Annotated in this window: 17 protein-coding genes; 13 read left to right on the top strand and 4 right to left on the bottom strand. The window is 66.2% G+C overall.

Going from position 1 to position 20,374, the window contains the following annotated elements:
- The first annotated feature begins 87 nt into the window (after window positions 1–87).
- The 3 genes from R5H30_RS08140 to R5H30_RS08130 are packed head-to-tail and all read left to right on the top strand — an operon-like array spanning window position 88 to window position 2,412.
- On the top strand, window positions 88–798 hold the full coding sequence (locus tag R5H30_RS08140; RefSeq protein ID WP_318327671.1) for an ABC transporter permease: 711 nt from the start codon (window positions 88–90) through the stop codon (window positions 796–798).
- On the top strand, window positions 791–1,558 hold the full coding sequence (locus tag R5H30_RS08135; protein WP_318327670.1) for an ATP-binding cassette domain-containing protein: 768 nt from the start codon (window positions 791–793) through the stop codon (window positions 1,556–1,558). Before R5H30_RS08140 ends, R5H30_RS08135 begins: the two co-directional genes overlap by 8 nt.
- Before the next feature lie 32 nt (window positions 1,559–1,590).
- Complete coding sequence (locus R5H30_RS08130) at window positions 1,591–2,412, top strand: ABC transporter substrate-binding protein (protein ID WP_412105121.1); 822 nt, start codon at window positions 1,591–1,593, stop codon at window positions 2,410–2,412.
- Between the two features lie 8 nt (window positions 2,413–2,420).
- On the opposite strand, the gene R5H30_RS08125 is transcribed toward R5H30_RS08130, so the two are convergent.
- The 3 genes from R5H30_RS08125 to ppk2 form a co-directional block, all read right to left on the bottom strand.
- Window positions 2,421–3,311 (bottom strand): substrate-binding domain-containing protein, encoded by an 891-nt coding sequence (locus R5H30_RS08125; RefSeq protein WP_318327668.1) that lies wholly within the window; start codon window positions 3,309–3,311, stop codon window positions 2,421–2,423.
- 68 nt (window positions 3,312–3,379) lie between these two features.
- Window positions 3,380–4,177, bottom strand: a complete 798-nt coding sequence (locus R5H30_RS08120) for a hypothetical protein (protein ID WP_318327667.1) — start codon at window positions 4,175–4,177, stop codon at window positions 3,380–3,382.
- 178 nt (window positions 4,178–4,355) lie between these two features.
- Complete coding sequence (ppk2, locus tag R5H30_RS08115; protein ID WP_318327666.1) at window positions 4,356–5,279, bottom strand: polyphosphate kinase 2; 924 nt, start codon at window positions 5,277–5,279, stop codon at window positions 4,356–4,358.
- A 371-nt stretch (window positions 5,280–5,650) separates the two neighbouring features.
- Between ppk2 and R5H30_RS08110 the strand changes: the two genes are divergently transcribed.
- The 10 genes from R5H30_RS08110 to R5H30_RS08065 all read left to right on the top strand — a co-directional run bounded on the left by R5H30_RS08110 (window position 5,651) and on the right by R5H30_RS08065 (window position 19,034).
- Window positions 5,651–8,749 carry a transporter substrate-binding domain-containing protein gene (locus R5H30_RS08110; RefSeq protein ID WP_318327665.1) on the top strand — a complete coding sequence of 1,033 codons (3,099 nt, stop codon included), beginning with the start codon at window positions 5,651–5,653 and terminating at the stop codon, window positions 8,747–8,749.
- Window positions 8,750–8,873: 124 nt separating this feature from the next.
- Window positions 8,874–9,929: a YeeE/YedE family protein gene (locus tag R5H30_RS08105; RefSeq protein ID WP_318327664.1), complete on the top strand. Its 1,056-nt coding sequence runs from the start codon at window positions 8,874–8,876 to the stop codon at window positions 9,927–9,929.
- Between the two features lie 138 nt (window positions 9,930–10,067).
- The gene (locus tag R5H30_RS08100; RefSeq protein ID WP_318327663.1) at window positions 10,068–10,229 is read left to right on the top strand and encodes a hypothetical protein; all 162 of its coding nucleotides are present in this window, start codon (window positions 10,068–10,070) and stop codon (window positions 10,227–10,229) included.
- A 217-nt stretch (window positions 10,230–10,446) separates the two neighbouring features.
- Complete coding sequence (gene mdoH / locus R5H30_RS08095; protein ID WP_318327745.1) at window positions 10,447–12,201, top strand: glucans biosynthesis glucosyltransferase MdoH; 1,755 nt, start codon at window positions 10,447–10,449, stop codon at window positions 12,199–12,201.
- Between the two features lie 11 nt (window positions 12,202–12,212).
- A complete protein-coding gene (locus R5H30_RS08090) occupies window positions 12,213–12,800 on the top strand; it encodes a YceI family protein (protein WP_318327662.1) in 588 nt (195 codons plus the stop codon).
- An 88-nt stretch (window positions 12,801–12,888) separates the two neighbouring features.
- The gene (locus R5H30_RS08085; protein WP_318327660.1) at window positions 12,889–13,878 is read left to right on the top strand and encodes an ABC transporter substrate-binding protein; all 990 of its coding nucleotides are present in this window, start codon (window positions 12,889–12,891) and stop codon (window positions 13,876–13,878) included.
- Window positions 13,868–14,665 (top strand): ABC transporter ATP-binding protein, encoded by a 798-nt coding sequence (locus tag R5H30_RS08080; protein WP_318327659.1) that lies wholly within the window; start codon window positions 13,868–13,870, stop codon window positions 14,663–14,665. Before R5H30_RS08085 ends, R5H30_RS08080 begins: the two co-directional genes overlap by 11 nt.
- On the top strand, window positions 14,662–16,266 hold the full coding sequence (locus tag R5H30_RS08075) for an ABC transporter permease (protein ID WP_318327658.1): 1,605 nt from the start codon (window positions 14,662–14,664) through the stop codon (window positions 16,264–16,266). Before R5H30_RS08080 ends, R5H30_RS08075 begins: the two co-directional genes overlap by 4 nt.
- Window positions 16,263–17,306, top strand: coding sequence for a glycosyltransferase family 4 protein (locus R5H30_RS08070; RefSeq protein ID WP_318327657.1), 1,044 nt, complete (start codon window positions 16,263–16,265; stop codon window positions 17,304–17,306). Before R5H30_RS08075 ends, R5H30_RS08070 begins: the two co-directional genes overlap by 4 nt.
- 405 nt (window positions 17,307–17,711) lie before the next feature.
- Window positions 17,712–19,034 carry a tyrosine-type recombinase/integrase gene (locus R5H30_RS08065; RefSeq protein WP_318327656.1) on the top strand — a complete coding sequence of 441 codons (1,323 nt, stop codon included), beginning with the start codon at window positions 17,712–17,714 and terminating at the stop codon, window positions 19,032–19,034.
- 215 nt (window positions 19,035–19,249) lie between these two features.
- Here R5H30_RS08065 and R5H30_RS08060 read toward each other — a convergent pair whose 3' ends face one another.
- Entirely contained in the window at window positions 19,250–20,374 is a 1,125-nt protein-coding gene (locus R5H30_RS08060; protein ID WP_318327654.1) for a M48 family metalloprotease, read from the bottom strand.

The raw sequence follows: 20,374 nt of genomic DNA, 5'->3' as shown, positions 1-20,374 counted from the left end.
GCGGCCTGACGGTTACCGCTTATTTCAGATTGATGTGGATTCTTACGCGTTTTGGTGCAATTTTTCCCGACAGGAGGAACGCATGCAGTGAATGACGGTGTCTGGTCGACGCTCGGCGCATCCGCGACGCTGATCCTGTCCGGCGACCCGGACCTTGCCGAGATCATCGCGCTGTCGCTGCGCGTGACCCTGACGGCCGTGTTTCTGGCCTGCCTGATGGGCCTGCCGCTTGGGGCCGCCGTCGGCGCGTTCCGGTTTCCGGGTCGCACGCTGCTGTCCGTTCTGCTCAATGCCCTGATGGGCCTGCCTCCGGTCGTAGTCGGCCTGTTGGTTTACATGCTGCTGTCGGCCTCCGGCCCGCTGGGCATCCTAGGGCTGCTCTACACGCCCACGGCAATGATCATCGCGCAGACGATCCTCGTTACGCCGATCGTCGCCGCGCTGACGCGGCAAGTGGTCGAGGACCTGCACCGTGAATACGCCGAGCAGTTCGCATCGCTGGGCGTCGGCCCCATCCAACGGCTCGGCGCCCTGCTCTGGGACGCGCGTTACAGCTTGCTGACCGTGGCCCTCGCGGGCTTCGGGCGCGCCGTGGCCGAGGTCGGCGCCGTGATCATCGTCGGCGGCAACATCAACCACGTGACCCGGGTCATGACCACGACGATCGCGCTCGAGACCTCGCGCGGGAACCTCGAACTGGCACTTGCGCTCGGCATCGTGCTTCTGGGCATCGCCTTCACCGTCAACGCGCTGGTCATGGCCGTGCGCGCGACAACGGCGAGGACCGCCTATGCGTGACCTGCCCTTCGATTTCGACGCCGCACATGGCACCGGCGAGGTCATGCTGGAGGCGCGTGGCCTCTGGTACGGGGCCGGCGGACGCCGCCTTATCGATAGGCTCGACATCGAGATCCGGCGCGGCCGGCGCACCATGCTCATGGGCGCCAATGGCGCGGGCAAGAGTTTGACCTTGAGGTTGCTGCACGGATTGATCCGGCCCAGTGGCGGTGCGGTCCTGTGGCAGGGCCGACCGCTGGACCGGCGCGCGCGGCACGCGCAAGCCATGGTGTTCCAGCGTCCGGTGATGCTGCGCCGGTCGATCATCGGCAATTTGCGTTTCGCGCTTGCCGCCCGCGGCATCCGCGGTGCGGAATGCACCCGGCGCGCGGAGATCGCGCTCGACCGCGCCCAGTTGCGCGACCTGGCCCGGGCGCCCGCGCGGGTGCTGTCGGGCGGAGAGCAGCAGCGCCTCGCGCTGGCCCGCGCCCTTGCCTGCGGTCCCGAGCTGCTCTTTCTCGACGAGCCGACGGCCAGCCTCGATCCGGCCTCGACCCAGGCCATCGAAACCCTGATCCGTCAGGCCAGCGCCGAGGGCGTGACGATCGTCATGGTCAGCCACGACATCGGCCAGGCGCGTCGCCTGGGACAGGACATCGTCTTCCTGCACGCCGGGCGCGTGGCCGAAAGCGGACCGGCGCAGCAAGTGCTCGACCATCCGCGATCCGAGGCCGCACGGGCCTGGGTGGAGGGCAGGATCTACATCAACGACACCCCATAAGACTCGGACAGATAAGGACCACTCCCGTGATGATGCGCGCCCTCGCGACCTTTTCTCTTGCCCTGCTTATCGCAACGTTTTCCGCCGGAACGACCTCGGCCGAGGAGCGTTTCATCGTCGTGCAATCGACCACCTCGACGCAGAACTCCGGACTTTTCGACCACCTGCTGCCATTGTTCCGCAAAACCAGCGGCATCGAGGTGCGCGTCGTCGCCGTCGGGACCGGACAGGCGATCCGGAACGCGGCCAACGGCGACGGCGACGTGCTTTTCGTGCATGCGACTGCGGCGGAGAAACGCTTCGTGTCAGAGGGTCATGGGCTCGCGCGCCATGACGTGATGTACAACGATTTCGTCATCGTCGGACCGCCGGACGATCCGGCCGGCATCGCCGGCACGCAGGATGCCGTGGACGCCTTGCGCCGCATCGCCACGGCCGGTGCGCTTTTCGCGTCGCGCGGCGACGACAGCGGCACGCACAAGGCCGAGCTTGCGCTCTGGGCAGCGGCCGGCACGGACCCGACGTCAGCGTCCGGCGACTGGTACCGCGAAACCGGGTCCGGCATGGGGGCCACGCTCAACACCGGGATCGGTCTGGGCGCCTATGTGATGACGGACCGGGCGACCTGGATCGCCTTCGGCAACAAGGGTGACTACGCGATCGCGGTACAAGGGGACGAAAGGCTTTTTAACCAGTACGGCATCATCGCGGTGAACCCCGACACCCATCCCTCGGTGAAGGCGGACCTGGCTTGGACCTTCGTCGACTGGATACTGGCGCCGGAGGGTCAGCAGGCCATCGCCGCCTACCGCGTGGACGGGCAGCAGCTGTTCTTTCCGAACGCTGATCCCTGACCCGGCGGTCAGCCGGCGTTCCAGCGCACGGCACCCATCTCGGAAAGGTCATAACCGCCCAGCGCCTGCGCCTTCTCGGCAACGATCTCGGAGCGCGAGAAGCGCACCAGCGCCTGGACCGGCTCGGTGAAATAGGCGTGGCGATCGACCAGCAGGTCAAAGCGCTCGGACACCAGCGGCAGGAAGGCGAGGCCGAACTGCCGGGCCATGGCCTCCAGGCCGATCGCGGCATCGCCCTCGCCCGCCGCCACCGCTGCAGCCGCGTCGCTTTCGGTTCGGGCCACTCCGGCGGCCTGTCGGATCGCGTCCGGGCCGAAGCTCTCGCGCGTCAGAAGATGCCGGAACAGAGCCTCGGCGCCTGACCCGGGCTGGCGCATGACCACGGTGCGGCCGGCGAGATCCGCGAACGACCTGACCGCATCGGCTAGGCCGGGGCGCAGCAGCAGGCCGCGCGCACGCACGGCCCAGCCCAGCAGCACGCAATCGCGCAGGTTGCGGCGCGAAACCGGCCCCACGTTCCAGCCCGCGTCATCCGGCAGGTGCAGGCCGCAAAGCGCGGCCCGGCCTTCGACAAACGCGTCTAGACCGCTGGTGCTGCCGTCGAAGAGCGTCGCGAGGCCCGAGGCGGATTCGCGTACCGCCCAGTCCAGCAGTGGATCGTGCGACCCCGCCAGAACCGGCGGGCGCGGCGCGTCGGAGGTGGCGTCGCCGCCCTCGATCCAGCGCGCGATCTCGGCGGCGGGGAACAGCAGCTTTCCGGTGACCCGGCGGTGCGGGATCTCGCCGGCCGTCGCGAGGTCGTAGACCTTGCGTTCCTTGACGCGGATCAGGTCCGCCACTTCGCGTGTAGTCAGGTAGGCGGGCGGCTGTGCGGTCGTGTCCGGGGCGTCCTGCGTCATGGCCCTGCCTTAGCACAGCCTCGGGCGAGCGCGATGGAAATTCGCTCCGGCCGCAGGGCACCCGCGCCTCAGGCGCCGGTGCCGAGGCGATGCAGCAGCACGAGCATGGAGGTCGCGGGCCAGGCCATTGCGACCGCGAACACGGCAGCCAGGCGCCGGGTCGCCACGGAGACGTCCCTGGGCTGCGCCGGTTCTCTGCGGAAGGCGCCGCGCAGGCGCATTTCGGCGCGCCGTGTCGGTGCGGTCTCGGGCGGGCGCCCAGGTCTGTCCTGTCCGCCCGTCAGCGTCGACGCCGCGGCGGCAAGGCGCGGCTCGGGACGGCGCGTGCGCGCCGCGCCATCAAGGCTCGGCCGCCGAAGCGTCACGGGGGCGCCCGGTATCGCGCTTTCGGTACGGACCGGGGCCGCCGTAGTACACGGGCGATGCGTTTTCGCGCGGGGCGCAGGCTGAGGGTGACGCGCACAGACCGGCGCGGCGACTTCCGCGAAACCCAGAAGTTCGGCAAAGTCGGTCGCCGGGAACACAGTTTCGGGTTCGAGCCATCGCACGGCCGCAAAACCGCCGCGCACGGCCAGCGTGGCGGCCAGCCCGGCCAGAACGCGCTCGGGCCGCGTCACCTCTTCTGAGGCGGGAAAGATCACCGTGATCGCAAGTTCGTCCAGCCCGTCGGAGGCGACCTTCGCCAGATCGACGTCCAGCCTGTCGCAGCACAAGCGCACGACATGCGCTTCACGTCGTTCGATTCTGGTTACGGGTGCTCCGCATTCGGCGAGATATGCAATTGCATGGCGCCGGCTGGTTTCGAGGTCGACCGGTTCGCCGTCACTCAGCAATCCGGCGATCAATGTCATATCCTGAACGAGCATTCTGCACATCCTCGATTGTCCGGGACGGATGCCCCTAATCACAGGTTGCAAACGAAATGCGGAAAGCATGCGGTCGAATTGTGTCAAACTGGTGCCAATTCGCGTTTCGGGGGTAGTTATCGCCCCCTGCGCGAAAGAATCCCACGTTGTGCGCGAAACGGCGTCTCCGGGCCGGTCGTCAGTATTTCGAAGGCACGTAGAGTTCGGCGGGCAGCACGGCGCGCTCGTATTCGGAATTGTACACCCGGTCGGGCAGCGTCACCTCGTCGTGCGGGACGGCCTCGTAGGGCACGAGCGACAGGAAGTGGTCGATACAGTTCAGCCGCGCGCGTTTCTTGTCGTTGCCGGGAACGATGTACCACGGCGCTTCGGAAATGTTCGTGCGTGCGAAGGTCTCTTCCTTGGCCTTGGTGTAATCTTCCCAGCGCACCCGCGACTGCAGGTCCATCGGCGACAGCTTCCACTGTTTCAGCGGATCGTGGATGCGCAGCATGAAGCGCAACTGCTGTTCCTCGTCGGTGATCGAGAACCAGTATTTGATGAGCCGCACGCCGGAGCGGACGAGCATGCGCTCGAACTCGGGGACGTCGTTGAAGAACTGCGCGACCTCGTCGTCGCTCGCGAACCCCATGACCCGTTCGACCCCGGAGCGGTTGTACCAGGACCGGTCGAAGAGCACGATCTCGCCGCCGGCGGGCAGATGCGGCACGTAGCGCTGGAAATACCACTGGCTTTTCTCGCGGTCGCTCGGCGCGGGCAAGGCGACCACCCGGCAGACCCGCGGATTGAGGCGTTGCGTGATGCGCTTGATCACCCCGCCCTTGCCGGCGCTGTCGCGGCCTTCGAAGATCACCACGATCTTCTCGTTGTGATGGACCACCCAGTCCTGAAGCTTGATCAGTTCGGCCTGCAGGCGCAGTAACTCGGGCAGGTAATCGCGCCGGTCGAGCGAGCGCGGATGCGCCTTGCGATAGATGCGCCGCACCTCCTGGCTGAGCGCCACGTCCTCCAGATCAAGCTCGTGATCCTCGTCGAGCGACTCGTGCAGTTCCTCCTCGAGCCATTCGGCCGCGTTCAGGTCCTCCGGATCGTCTTTTGCCATCCTGTGCTCCTTGCGCCTCCGGCCACGCCCGATCGGTCATCCCGACAATGAGCATCCGCGCCGACGCTGTCACGCCCGAATGACGCCGCGATGACGTGTCGAAAACCCCTCGGATTTTGGTTATACAATTTTCAGGAGAGCTGTGCGATGAAGAGACAAGGTTTGCGGGACTACACGCGGTCCCCAAGCAGAAAAGGTCGCGCCGCATGATCCGTCGTATTGCCGATCAGCTTCGCCCCGCGTATTGCGCTCGGCTGGCCCGGCGATTGGCTGTCTGTGTCAGGTCTTCAACTGTGTCCGGCGTGGGTCCTGGTCCCGCTCGGCCGTCAAACCCGATCCGGCGTATCGCGGTCCATGCGGCATGCATCCTCTTGGCAGCGTCCCTCGCGCCAAACGCGCGCGCGCAACAGGCCAAAGATTCGCTCGACGCGGGCTGCGCCAATGTCGCGCCCTACTGCTTCGAAACCCGCGAAGGCGAGCTTCGGGGATTCGTTCCCGATCTTTACCGCCACCTGTCTGAGATTACCGGTGTCGAGATCCGACTGCGCACCCTGCCGCGGCCGGACCTGATCGCCGCACAATCGGAAGGCAGACTGCAGATCACCGTCGCGGGCAAGGCCACGCGGCCGCTTCAGGCGACCAACGTGGCAACCCTGAAGGTCGCCGACGAAAGTGCCGGATTCTACGTTCTGCGTGAAAACCTCGAGACCGCCGGGGCACGGCGCGACGGAGAACGCATCGCCTATATCCAACGTCGTGGCCTCGACACGTATTTCCCGGGACTGGCAGAGGCCAACGATCTCGTACCGGTCAGCAACATCCGGGACACCTTGTTCCGTCTGCTCGCCGGTGAGGTCGATGCCGTGCTTTTTTCCGTTCCGATGATGGAAGCGACGCTGCGCGATCTCGCCCTCGACTCGCGGGTCGTGCTGGCCGGTGCACCGGCCGAGGTCGGCAGCCTGGTGGTCTATCTGCACGACAGCCGCCGCGATCTGCTGGAGCCGATGAACGCGGCGATCGCGCAATTGCGGCAAAGCGGCGAACTGGACCAGTTGTACGAAACATGGTCGATCTCGCCGCCCGCGCCCGAGCCGCAGGTCCTTTCAGTCGGAGTGGCGCATTTCCCGCCCTACCAGGTGGTCACCGAGGCTGGCGAACTGACCGGCTTTGGCGTCGAAGCCCTGCGCGAACTGGCCGTGCGGGCCGGACTCGAGTTGAACTTCGTGCCGATCACGTCCGAGGCCTGGGGTCTCGGTCCGGGCCGCGACCGCTACGACATGCTGCCGCCGCTCAGCGTGACGCCGGCCCGGCGTGAGCGCATGGATTTCACCCGCCCGATCCAGCGCTCGCCCTATTCGATCTTCACGCGCGCCGGCAACGGCCAATCGATCTTCGGACTCGACGATCTCGACGGACGCCGTGTCGGGGTCGCGCAGAACAACATTGCCCTTGCGATGATGGAGGCACGCGCGGGCGTCGACACCGTCGTGCTGGAAGGTGCCGCCGAACTCATCGATGCCCTGCGGGCGGGACAGGTCGACGCGATCATCTATTCCAGCCTGACCACCCAGGGGCTGGCCGAGGCGGCAGGGATCGCCGATGAGCTTCACGAAGTTACGCCGCCGGTTCACGTCAGCGAACGCGCCATCGCCCTTCGGCCCGGACTTGCCGGCGTCCGCGAACGTCTCAACGCCGTGATCCCCGGTTATCTCAGTTCCGAGCAGTACGCGGATCTGCGCAACGACTGGCTTAGCCCCGCGTCCTTCTGGACGGACGCACGGGTGCGTCAGGCCAGGATTGCCACAGCCGCGCTGGCGGCGCTCATCGCGACGGCTTTCGTGGTGCAGACCGTACGCGCGCGGCGCCGGGCCGAGCGTCTCGCCGCCGAGACCCGTCGGGTCGGAAACCGCCTTGGCGCAGTGCTGGACGCCACCCGCAGCGGTGTCGTCGGTCTCACTCGGGACGGGCTGATTAGCGTCGCCAACCCCGAGGCGCGCGAGATGCTGGGCCTTGCCGGAGGCACCGGGCCGGTGGAGTGGCCGGCGGACGTCTTTTTCGCCGACCCCGAGGGCTTGCAACCTTTCGATGCAGCCTCGGACCCCGTGCTGCAGACGCTCTCGGGCACGGCGTTGCGCGGGCGCATCGCGCTGATGCGGCGCACCTCGGACGAAGGTCCGCTTTACGTCCGCATCTCGAGCGCGCCGGTGCCGGATTCGAACGATAGCGACGTGGCCGCGGTCATGATCGTCGACGACGTTACCGAACAGGAGCGACACCGCCAGCAGATCGAACGGTCCGCGCGGCTCGATGCGCTGGGACAGCTGACCGGTGGGGTCGCGCATGATTTCAACAACATCCTCGCAACCGTCGACAATGCCCTGCAGCTGGTCCGGCCCGGCGTGGATCGCCGCGCTGCGGACTACCTCGAAACGGCGGCGCACTCGGTCCGGCGCGGCTCTGCGCTGACCGAGCGCTTGCTGACCTTCGCCCGGTCGTCGCCGGGCGACGTGCGCTCGGTGTCGGTCGAGGAGGTCGTGGCCGAGTTCCGGAAACTGTCCGAACCGCTGATCGAAGAGGATATCGCGTTCGACTTCGACATCGGCGCGGACCCCCCGCATGTCTGCTGCGACATCCACCAGCTTGAAAACGCGCTGCTGAACCTCGTCCTGAACAGCCGCGACGCGATCAAGCAGTCAGGCACCGGGGACCGCATCACGCTCGCGGTGCGCGCCGTGGCCGCTCTGGAAAGCGGCATCGACACCGAGGACGGCCCCAAGGTGTCACCGCGTGTTGCCGCTGTCGAGGACCACCCATGCCGGGCAGAAGGGCTCGTCGAGTTCGCGGTTTCCGACAACGGCCCCGGGATGAGCGACGAGGTACGCCGGCGCGCCACAGATCCGTTCTTCACCACCAAGGATGCCGCGCTCGGGACCGGGCTGGGCCTCGCAATGGTCTACGGGTTCGTGCAGCAGTCGGGCGGAGCCCTGCGGCTTTACAGCGAACCCGACATCGGCAGCACCGTGCGGCTTTACCTGCCGCGCGGCCGCGCCGACGCGGACCGCGAGATGCCAGCGCCGCAATCCGCGCCGATGACGGGCAAGGGCGAGGTCATCCTGCTGGTCGAGGACAATCCCGAGTTGCTCCGCCTGACCGGCGATATCCTGGAGCAGCTTGGCTATGTCGTGATCCGCGCCGGTTCGGGACGCGAAGCCGCCGACCGGGTCGCGGCGGGCGATGGGTTTGATCTGCTTCTGACCGATATCGTCATGCCCGGGGGTGTCGGTGGCTACGATCTTGCGCGGCTGGTACGTGATCGTCACCCGCAGATGCCGGTGCTCTACCGCTCGGGCTACGCGGGCTTCCGGCGCGAGGACATGGCGGTGGCGGCCCCGGTCCTCGGCAAGCCCTGCGCGATCGAGGATCTCGCCGCCTCGATCCGGCAGGCGCTGCAGCCGGCCCAGGTCGCCTGACCGCGCGGCCGCTTGGCTTGACCCACGCGAAACGGCACCGAATACTCGAACGCGCGGACCTGTTCCGCGGGGAGGACCGGTGCGTGGCTGCACGTTTGCGCAGCCGATCGGAGGACGAACAAACATGCTCGACATGGTTTCCGAACCGGTTCTGGTCGCCGGCGTCGGCGCATTCGGCGGGATCCTACTGGGGCTCGCGGCACGGCTTGGCCGCTTTTGCACGCTCGGCGCGATCGAAGACCACTTTTTCGGTGGTAGCAGCCGTCGCGCCCTGATGTGGGTCCTCGCCATCGGCATTGCAGTCTTTGGCACCTTCACTCTGTCGGCTCTCGGATACCTTCGCCTCGAGGACACGCTCTATCTTGCACGCGGATGGAATCCGCTGGCCTGCTGTCTCGGCGGGCTCGCCTTCGGCTATGGCATGGCGCTTTCCGGCAACTGTGGCTACGGCGCGCTGGCCCGCCTCGGCGGCGGCGATCTGCGCGCCTTCGTCATCGTCCTGGTGATGGGCATCTCCGCCTATGCGGTGCTCGGAGGCCCGTTCGCCGCGCTGCGGATGGCGTTGTTTCCCGTCGACCCGGCACCGGCGCATGCACCGGGTTTCGCCCACGCCGTCGCGGGTGTATCCGGTCTTTCCGTCGAGATCGCAGGCCTCGCCATCGGCCTCGCCTTCGTCGCAGCCGCCCTTGCCAGCGGTCCGCTGCGCAGGGAACCCGGCTCGATCCTCTGGGCGGTTGCGGTGGGGCTGGCCATCGCCTCGGGCTGGGCCGGGACGTTCTGGGTCGCGGAGAACGGCTTTGCCGCGACCCGGATCGTGTCGCACAGCTTTTCCGCCCCGATCGGCGAGAGCCTGATCTACTTCATGACCGCCTATGGCAATTCGGTCGGTTTCGGCACCGGATCGGTCGCCGGCGTGATCGTCGGCGCCTTCGCCGGCAGCGTCATCAAGGGTCACTTTCGCTGGGAAGCCTGCGAGGACCCGCGCGAGCTTGGCCGGCAGATGCTGGGCGCGGCTCTGATGGGCGCCGGGGCGGTCATCGCGGTGGGCTGCAGCGTCGGCCAGGGCCTGTCAGGGTTTTCCGTGCTCGCCTTCAGCGCCCCGCTGACGCTGGCCGCGATCGTGCTGGGCGCCGTCATCGGGCTGCGGCAGTTGTTGGTGGGCTTCGCCCGCGCCGCGTGAGACGGCGCGTCGTGCCGCGCTCGCGCGAATCGCTAGGTGGTCCGACGAAGCTGGGCTAGACTTTGCGGGATGCATCCGGCCAAGGCGCGATACGCCGGTCCGGGCGCTGCCTGCGTGACCCGTGCCGGAGTGACCACGATGGACGACAAAGCGAAGACCGAACCCGCCGCGAAAGAGGACCCTGTGCGCGCGGAAACGCCTCCCCTGAAAGTCCCGCCCGAGGCCGAGAACATCGAACACGCAACCCGGCGCGTCATGCGCGTCAAGGCGCAGGAGCGCTGGGAAAAGTTCGGCATCTGAACCTGCGCGACGGACCACGCCAAGGCTTCGGCCCCGCCCTCTTCGCCCGCTGTTTGCCGTTCCGGACGCCGCGCGTTGCGTATTCCCCCGATGGTCTGCACGAAGTTGTTATTGGCCGTAACGTTGTTCCGGGCCATGACATACCGTGTGAACGAGGGGCATCGCATTGCAGTTTAACGAAAGTTTCGCGCATGAGAGCGAGGCGCCCCGATCGGAGGTGCAGGCGCATGCACCAGGCTGGACGGCGTCACCGGTGAGGTCCAGGCGCCGACTTTTCCTCGCACTCAATCTCGTGTCCTTCCTTGTTCTGAACGCCCTTATGCTGGGTCTGCTGATGCGCGGCGGGCTGATCTGGGGCGAAGTGCTCATGCTCGCGAGTTTCGCCCTGACCGTGCCCTGGCTCTGCGTCGGGTTCTGGAACAGCCTTCTCGGCCTGCTGATCGACCGCGCGTATGGCCCCGCGGCAGCCAGGTATGTCGCCTCTGCCCTCGCGCTTGCCGATGACGATGCCCCGCTGACGTCGCGGGTCGCCATCGTGATGCCGGTGCGCGACGAGGACCCGCAGGCCTGGCGGGCGCGGCTGCAGCGTCTCGAAAGCGCGATCGCGCGTAGCCCCTGGGCCTCGAACTTCGCCTTTCACGTCCTGAGCGACACCCGCGATGCCGCCGTCGCCGCCGCCGAGGCGGAGGTGATCGCGCGCTGGCGCAAGGCGGCGCCGGGCGCCCGCATCCACTATCGCCGACGCATGGAGAACACCGGCTACAAAGCCGGCAATATCTTCGATTTCCTGGACAGCGATGGTGACGCCTACAACTATTTCCTGCCGCTGGATGCCGACAGCGAAATGGGCGCCGAAACGCTGTTTCGCATGGTCCGGGTGATGCAGGAAAGCCCCGAGATCGGAATGCTGCAAAGCCTCGTGACCGGGATGCCCTCCAAGACCTTCTTCACCCGCGCTTTCCAGTTCGGCATGCGCCACGGCATGCGCTCATACACGCTCGGCGCGGCCTGGTGGCAGGCCGATTGCGGGCCGAACTGGGGTCACAACCTGATCATCCGGACCGAGGCGTTTCGGCGTCACTGCCGCCTGCCGGTGCTGCCGGGACGCGGCCCGCTGGCCGGTCACATCCTCAGTCACGACCAGGTGGAAGCGGTGCTGATGCGCCGCGCGGGCTTCGAGGTCCGGGTCATGGCCGAGGAGTCCGAGAGCCGCGAGGAAAACCCGCCGAGCCTTGTCGACTTCATCGGGCGCGAGCTGCGCTGGATGAACGGCAACATGCAGTATCTGCGTCTGCTCGGCATGCCCGGGCTGCTGCCGGTGAGCCGCATGCAACTGTTGCTCGCGATCCAGATGTACATCGGGGCGCCGGCGTGGATGGCCTTCATCCTGCTCGGCACGCTGGTCGCCACGACCACCGACCAGATGCGCAGCCTGCCGGTCTGGATGGGTCTGGGTTTCTTCGCTATCCTGATGACGATCAGCCTGATGCCGAAGATCATGGGGGTAGCGCAGGTGCTGACACGACGTCGAAGCGCCGAGGCCTACGGTGGCCGCGGGCGCGTGCTGCGCGGCTTTTTCGCCGAAGCCGCGCTGATGATGCTGGTGGCCCCCGTCGTCGCCTTCTCGCTGACCCTGTTCGGCCTGCGGCTTCTTCTCGGGCGCAGCCCGGGCTGGCGACCGCAGCAACGCAGCCGCGCCCGGCTGGAATGGTCCGAGGCGGCGCGCGCGCTCTGGCCGCACACACTGGCCGGGATCGCGATGGCGGCCTGGCTCGGGCTCGCCGCCCCGTGGACCCTGCCCTTTGCCGCCCCGATCGTTCTTGCGCTTGCCGGAGCGATCCCGCTGGCCACGCTGACCACGGCGCCCGCGCTCGGGCGCTGGAGCCGGGCGCGCGGGCTTTTCGACATCCCCGAGGATCGCGCGGCGCCGGACGATGCGCCGATCACCACGCGCCCCGCCACCGTGACCTGAGGAGACCCGACATGACGCGACACGCCCTGATTGCCGCCAGCCTCGCCCTTGCCGCCGGCACGAGCGCGTTGCGCGCCGAGCCCGCGACATGGGCGATCGACCGCGATCACGCGGTGATCGCCTTCACGGTGATGCACGCCGGGTATGCCAAGGTGCTGGGGCGCTTTTCCGATCTCGAGGGCAGTTTTACCTACGACCCCGAAACGCGCGAACTGGGCGCTGTCGAGGTGCGCATCGGCGCCGCCAGCGTCGACACCGATCACGAGGAACGCGATGTCCATGTGCGATCAGGCGACTTTCTCGATGCCGAAGCCAACCCTGACATCACATTCGTCGCAGAAGGCGGGACCCCGGCGTCCGACACCACCGGCACCGTCACGGGTGACCTGACCATCCGCGGTGTCACGCAACCGGTCACACTCGACGTCACGCTCAACCAGGTGGCCGACTATCCCTGCTGCCACGGCAAGGAGACGATCGGGATCTCGGCGACCGCAAGCGTTCTGCGCAGCGACTTCGGCAGCACCTATGCGCTGCCGGTCTTTGTCGGGGACGCGGTCGACATCATCATCGAATTCGAGGCAATCCGGCAGGAGTGACGCTGGCGTGTTCCCTTCATGACAAGACGGGGCGACCCCGACCAATCGCCGCAAATGCGGCCCGACAGCATCGGCAAGAGGTGATTTCATGACACGACAAGTCTATTCCCGGCGCAGCGCGTTGTCTCTCGGTCTCGGCGCGGCCGCCCTCGGCCTGACCGCGCCGAGGTTGCGCGCGCAGACCGCCACCGGCCTGCAATTGTCCTGGCTCCATTCGGTGCAATTCGCCGGCAGCTACATCGCGCAGGAGCGCGGGCTCTGGCGCGATGCCGGGCTCGAGGTCACGCTGATGCAGGGCGGACCCAATGCGCCCGTGGAACCGCAGGTCATCTCCGGCGCGGCTCTCGTCGGGATTTCGGCGGCGGATTACACCGCCGCCGCCGTGGCCGAAGGCGCGCCGTTCAAGATCATCGCCGTCGCCATGCAGAAGAACCCCTTCGTCATCGCCTCGCTGCCCGGCAACCCGGTCGAGACACCCGCAGACCTGCCCGGACGGCGCATCGGCATGGCGCTGGCCAACACGCCCGTGCTCGAAGCGGTCTGCACGCTCAACGGGGTCGACGCCGCGGCGGTCGAGGTCGTGCCGACGCAGTACTCCGCCCAGCCGCTGCTCGCCGGCGAGGTCGACTGCCTGCTCTGCTGGGAGACCGACCTGCCGGTCGCGATGGCCGTGAACGGCGTCGAGAGCCGCACCATGCTGCTGGCCGATCACGGCTACGCGGTGCATTCGCAGACCTATATCGCCACCGAGGACAGCCTCGCCAACCGCCGCGCCGACATCGTCAAGCTGATGGCGGGTGAGGTCGCGGGCTGGGATGCCTACCGCGCGGACACCGACGCAGCCGCGGACCTCACGGTTCGGCGCTTCCCCGATGCCGGTCTCGACCTCGACACCCAGAAGCTCCAGGCCGAACGGCAGGTGCCGCTGATGTTCTCGGACCTGACCGACGAAAACGGCTTCGGCTGGTGGACCGAAGAGACCGTCGCCGCCAACATCGAGACGCTGGCGCTCCTGGGTCGCGACGTGACGCCCGATCTCTGGGACCGCTCGATTCTCGAAGAGATACATGGCGGCTGAAACAGCCCTCACGAACGGCATCGTCTGTACCGGCCTTGCCAAGCGGTTCGGAGACATGGCGGCACTGTCTCCGGTCGATCTGACCTTTGCCGCGGGCGAGACCACGGCACTTGTTGGCCCCTCGGGCTGCGGCAAGTCTACGCTGCTGAGACTTGTCGCCGGGCTGGAAGAGCCGAGCACGGGAACGGTGACCATCGGTGGCGATCCGCCCCATGCGCTGGCTGCGCGCGGGCGGATTGCCATCGCCTTTCAGGACCCGTCGCTGCTGCCGTGGAAGACCGTGCGCGGGAACATCGCGCTGGCGTTGAAACTGGCGCGGAGGCCCGCCGACCGCGAGGGCATCGACCGGTTGATCGAGCTTGTCGGGCTTGACGGTTTCGGCGACACGCGGCCCGCCGCGCTTTCGGGCGGCATGCGCCAACGCGCCGCGATTGCCCGGGCCATGGTGACCGCGCCGGACGTGCTGCTGCTCGACGAACCTTTCGGTGCGGTGGACGAGTTGACCCGTCGCGCGCTGGCCGAGGATCTTCCGCCGATCTGGGAGGCGCGCCGCGCCACGACGCTGCTGGTCACCCATTCGGTCAGCGAGGCGGTCATGCTGTCGGACCGGATCATCGTCCTGTCGCCGCGGCCCGCCCAGGTCGTCGCCGACATCGCCGTTCCGCTGGACCGTCCGCGCCGGGCCGGGTTGGCAAACGATCCCGGCTTCCGCGCACTCGCCGAAGAGGTCAACGCAGCCCTCGCCCGCGGCATGGACCGTCCCTCGACGCAACTTGCCGCGCAATGACGGCGCTCGACGCCCCGCGTCCCGCAACGGCGCCGGGCCGCAGATCACCGCCGCTGGTCACCATTGCCGTGCTGGCGCTCGTTGCAGGCTGGGAGCTTTCCGCCCGCACGCTCGGCGCGGCATTCGTGATCGTGGGGCCTGTGGAGGTCGCAACCTACCTGTCGCAAAACGCGGGCCTGATGATGCGAGCCCTGTCCGCGACAGCGCAAAGCGCCGCCTGGGGCTTCGTGATCGGCAATCTCGCGGCACTTTTGCTGGCCGCAACCGCCATTCTTGTGCCGCGGAGCGAAACTCTCGTGTCCGCGCTCGCCCTTCTGGTCTTTTGCCTGCCGCTGGTTGCGACCGGCCCCATCCTGCGCGTGCTCTTCGGTCCGGGCACGGGGCCACAGATCACGCTCGCGGGCCTTGCCGTCTACTACACGACCTTCGTGCCCCTGATGGTCGGGGTGCGGGCTGCACCGGCGACCTGGTTCGATCTGGTGCGGACATACGGCGGCGGACGCCTGAGCGCGCTTGTCCACGTGCGCGCCCGCGCCGCCCTGCCCTACTTCTTCGCCGGACTGCAGATCGCCGCCCCAGCGGCCTTTCTCGGCGCGATGGTGGGAGAGTTCACCGGCGCCGAGCGCGGCCTCGGCGTGCTCACGATCCGTGCCATGCGCGCGCTCGACGTCGACGCGATCTGGGCCATCGCGACCCTGTCGGCGGCCGCCGCGATCCTCGCCTATCTCGCCATCGGCTGGCTGGCCGAGGCCGTGACACGCGCCCCGCCGCCTGTGATCCTCACCCCGCCGCGATCCGCACCGCCAACCGGCACCTCCGGGCGGATCGCAGGAGCGGTGCTGCGCTGGTCCGTCGTGGCTGTTACCGTGCTTGCGGCCTGGTGGGGGCTGATGACAGCGTTCGATCTCAGTCCCTTTTTCGCGAAGCGCCCGGGTGACGTTTTCGGAGCGCTCTTTCTCGATACCGACGCAGCCGGGACCCGGCAGACGCTGACGACCGCCCTTGGCGAAACGCTGGTCTTCGTGCTGCCCGGCTATCTCGCCGGGCTCGCCGCCGGTGCCGGCCTTGCGATCGCCGTCTCGCTAAACCGGCTTGCCGCACTGGTGACGATGCCGCTGGCGATCACGCTGCGCTCCGTGCCCATCGTGACCACGGCGCCCTTGGTCATCGTCCTGCTCGGGCGCGGCGCCGCCGGCACGATCGCTCTCGTCGCGCTGATGGTGTTCTTTCCGACGCTTGTGGCCTGCCTTTACGGGCTGAAACAGGCCCCGGGACAGATCCTCGACGTCATGCGCAGCTACGGCGCGGGGCGCGGTAGGCAATTGCTGCATGCCCGCGTGCCGGCAATGCTGCCTGCGTTTTTCGCCGCCGCGCGGATGGCGGTTCCGGCCTCGATCCTTGCCACGACGGTTGTCGAATGGCTTGCCACCGGCCGCGGGATCGGCAGCCTGATGGCGCTTTCGGCCTCGCTGTCGGACTATGACATGCTGTGGTCCTGCGTCGTCGTGGTGGCGCTGCTGACTGTCCTGCTGCATGGGCTTGTGGCCCGCCTCGAACGCGCCGTCGCCGCGCGCTTCGCCAGCGAGCAGCTCGCGCGATGAAACGCCCAGCCGCCTTCGCGATCCCCGGCGATATCGCGACCGTCACCGGCGGCTACATCTACGAGCGCCGCCTGCTCGGCGCCCTGTCAGAGCTGGGGCATCCGATGCAGCATCTTCGGCTCGGCGCCGGCTTTCCCGATCCAGACGCCGCCGAAACGGATGACGCGGTGGCACAGATGTCAGCGCTGTCGCCGGATATCCCGGTCATCGTCGACGGGCTGGTCTTCGGCGCTCTGGAAACCGCGGGCTTCGCGCAGGTCCGCGCGCCCGTCGTGGCGATGATCCATCACCCTCTGGCGCTTGAAAGCGGTCTCGCGCCGGCGCGTGCGGAGCAACTCTTCCGCACCGAGCGCGACAACCTGCGTCTCGCGTCCCATGTCGTCGTCCCGAGCCCGCATACCAAACGCATCCTCGTCGAGCGCTACGGGGCCCCGCCCGAAGCGATCACCATCGCCCCGCCCGGCACGGATCGGCCACCTTCGGCCAGGCGGAGCCCCGCCGCGCCGCCGCTGATTCTGTCCGTCGGCATCCTGCATCCGCGCAAGGGTCACGACATTCTGCTGCGCGCGCTTGCCGACCTTACCGGCCTGGATTGGCAGGCGGTCATCGTCGGAAAGGAACACGCGCCCGGAGAGATGCAGCGTCTCGAGCGCCTGCGCGACGATCTGAATCTTGGGGGTCGGGTTCGGCTGGCCGGCAAGATCGGTGACACAGAACTCGACCGGCTGTTTCGCGAGGCGACGCTCTTTGCGCTCGCCACGCGCTACGAAGGCTACGGCATGGTCTTCGACGAGGCGCTGTCCTACGGGCTGCCGATCGTGTCCTGCCGGGTCGGCGCGGTCCCGGACACGGTGCCCGCCAACGCCGGGCTGCTGGTTCAAGGCGAGGATGCGAAGGCCTTTGCCGCAGCGCTCGACAGGCTGCTGACCGACAACACCTTGCGTCAAACCTGTGCCGCCAATGCGACGCGCGCGGGCCGCAGCCTGCCCGGCTGGCCAGAGACCGGCCGGATCGTCAGCGCGGTGCTGGACCGTCTCTGACGCGGCAAGCCGGGACACGGCGAGATGTCTCTCGGGCGGCCGCGCTCGGTTCTCGAAGACAGACCACGCATAGCGGCGATACCGAAATCCAACGCTTGAATTGCCGTCAGCCGGCCGATCGGATCTGCGCCGGGACCTGACGGGCGCCTACCGTCCCTTTTACCGAAAATTTGGTAAATCTGGCGGACCCAAGAGGATTCGAACCTCTGGCCTCTGCCTTCGGAGCTGGCCTAATGGCCTTTCCGAATTGCGCGACAGAGCACGCCAGAGCACGATAAAGCACTGTTTCACATAGACTTTATGAATCGACGCTCCGAAAACTCTATCCCGCGACAACCCCGGAATTTGCTCCCAAGTGCTTACGTGGTGCTTACGCGAAATCCGGGTCCGACAGGGACCGAGACGATGGCGAAGATCACGAAGCGAACCGTAGACGGCGCCGAGCCGCAGACCAAGGACTACATCATTTGGGACGATGAACTTCCGGGCTTTGGGTTGCGGGTCTTTCCGTCCGGCAAGCGCAGCTACGTCATTCAGTATCGCGCACGCGGACGGTCGCGCCGCTATGCGATCGGATTGCACGGAGTGTGGACCCCGGAAACTGCCCGCCGCGAGGCGAAGGTTCGTTTGGGTGACGTCGCCCAGGGCGATGATCCCGCAGCCGAGCGGGAGGAAGAGCGTCGAGCGGTCACGGTTCGGGAACTGTGCGAGCAGTATATCGCCGACATGGAGGCCGGTCTTGTTCTTGGCAAAGGCGGTCGTCCCAAGAAGGCCACCACAGTCGCGACCGATGTCGGCCGTATCCGCCGGCACATCATCCCTTTGCTCGGTACGCGGAGGATCAAGGACATCACCAAACCGGACATGAACAACCTGATGAAAGACATCATCGCCGGGAAGACGCGCGTGGTGATGAAGACAGAGAAGTTGCGCGGTAAAGCGATCGTACGCGGCGGGCGCGGAACCGCTATCCGCACCATGGGCCTCCTTGGCGGCATCTTCACCTACGCGATCGAGGCGGGGATCATCGATCAGAACCCGACGCACGGCCTCAAGAAGCCGAGATACAAGGTGCGCGACAGGCGTCTGAGCGAAGCCGAGTATCGGACGCTGGGCGGCATCCTAAAGGACGTCCAGAACGACAGTCACTATGGCATCCACGCAGAGATCCTCCGCCTCATCGCCCTGACCGGTTGCCGGCGTGGCGAGATCATCGGTCTTCGCTGGAGTGAAGTCGATATCGAGGGCAGCTGCCTTCGATTGAAGGACAGCAAGGAAGGCGCATCTGTCCGCCCTGTCGGTCTTCCGGTGATCGATTATCTCGAAGCCTCCCGCCTTAAACGGGATGGGACGTTCGTCTTTCCCGGCCAGGGCGCAGACAACGCCGTCGGAAACTTTCCCCAAAGCTGGAAGAAGCTGTTTTCGGACACTCCGCTTTGGGATGTGACGCCCCATGTACTGCGCCACAGCTTCGCCAGCATCGCCAACGATCTTGGCTTCACCGAAATCACCATTGCCGCGCTCATCGGGCACGCCAAAGGCTCGGTCACGAGCAAGTACGTCCACACACTGGACTCGACCTTGATCATGGCCGCCGACACCGTGTCGGGGTACGTGAAGGCCCTCCTCGAAGGAATCGAGTTCAGGCGGAACACCTACACGCTCGACCGGCAGACACGGCGGACCGCAATCAACGACATGCTCATCGAGGCGCGTCCATGCACCTAATAAGCGTTCTCGATGCCAACATTGATAGCTCACTAACCGTCATATTTGATGGCTAAACTACCGATAGGCGTCATATCTGACAGTCAGTGCTTAGTTTGGCGCCTTTAGCGACCATGCGCCGAGTAGACTATTTGGCAATGAGTTCGCTTAAAAGACCATTGCCATGGCGCATTCAAGTCATCGCCATCGCTTCAACACAACGAAGATTGCGCCTCTCAAGCGGAGTTTTCGTCGGGCTGTGAGCTCTCCGAGTTTCTCATCTCCATCTCTGTATCATGCAGTTGTTGCTTGATGTTCGAGACCAGTGCATTTCCACCTGTTTCTCGCGCTTCGTGCATGATGCAGGCAACCGCACTCATGATCCGCGAAACGGTACCGTTGAATTCTTGATCCATCGCCAACTGTTTCGGTTGGATAAGATTGCGCGCGGATATCTTGGCGATACGTTCCTTTGCGGTTGGGTGGGTCTCCGCGACGGTTAAACCATTTCCGTCCTGACTTTCAAACGCCCGCAGGATCTCAAGTGCAAGCAACATCAGAGACGCACCTGCTCCGGTTCTGGTGTATGGGTTTGAAAGGAGCGGAAACGGCTCGAACTCAAGCCGCTCGCAGACCTTTACGGCAAATGTATCAGCCTGGAACTCCTGCATCTTGGGGTCTTCATCGACACTGCGATGGCTCAAGACATGGTGACCAAACTCGTGAGCAACGGTGAAATACTCTATTGCCCAAGCGACCTGCTCAAATAAGTGAAACTCCGTCGGTGATGACGGGCGAAAGGGTACGAGAACGTGCGTACCAGTCCCTGAGAAGGACACGAAGATCCGGAACCAGTAGAGAACAAGGGTTGGGTTCTTCAGTAGCAGCTCGCGATCGTCTTTCGGGCTCGAACCTGGAGAGATCCAATGTGCCATGTCGGCGCAAAGTGTTCGAGTGTAGGCCCTTGCTACAAGTCCGCACCATCTGAAGAGGAACGAACTGACCGAGAGAATGCCCTCGTCCGTCATGATCACATTGGTGAGTGACGCGGAAACACCTGCCACCGGATCAATCGCAATCTCAACCTTTTCGTGAGATATGTCTCCTGTCTCAGAAATCGCCCTTCGAACGCGGTCCGACAGGTGCTTCAATCTGTATTCTAGGCCAGGCCCAACTCCGGGGCTGTTGGGAGTCTCCAACTCCCCGTGAAGACGTTCGGCATCATTGCGCCGTTCGATTTGCGTCTCCGACCAGCCGGCCTCCCTCAAAGCTTGATTGGTCAATTCTCGCTGTGCGGCTTTACCTTCTTCGTCGGGCTCGTGCATCGTCGCATTTGCGTCCCCAGCCGCCCGTTCGAACAT

The organism is Roseobacter sp. FCG-D35, assembly GCF_033436665.1.
GTDB lineage: Bacteria > Pseudomonadota > Alphaproteobacteria > Rhodobacterales > Rhodobacteraceae > JAWQFO01.
Note: the sequence above shows the minus strand (reverse complement) of the source record. Positions and strands in the feature narration are given on the sequence as shown.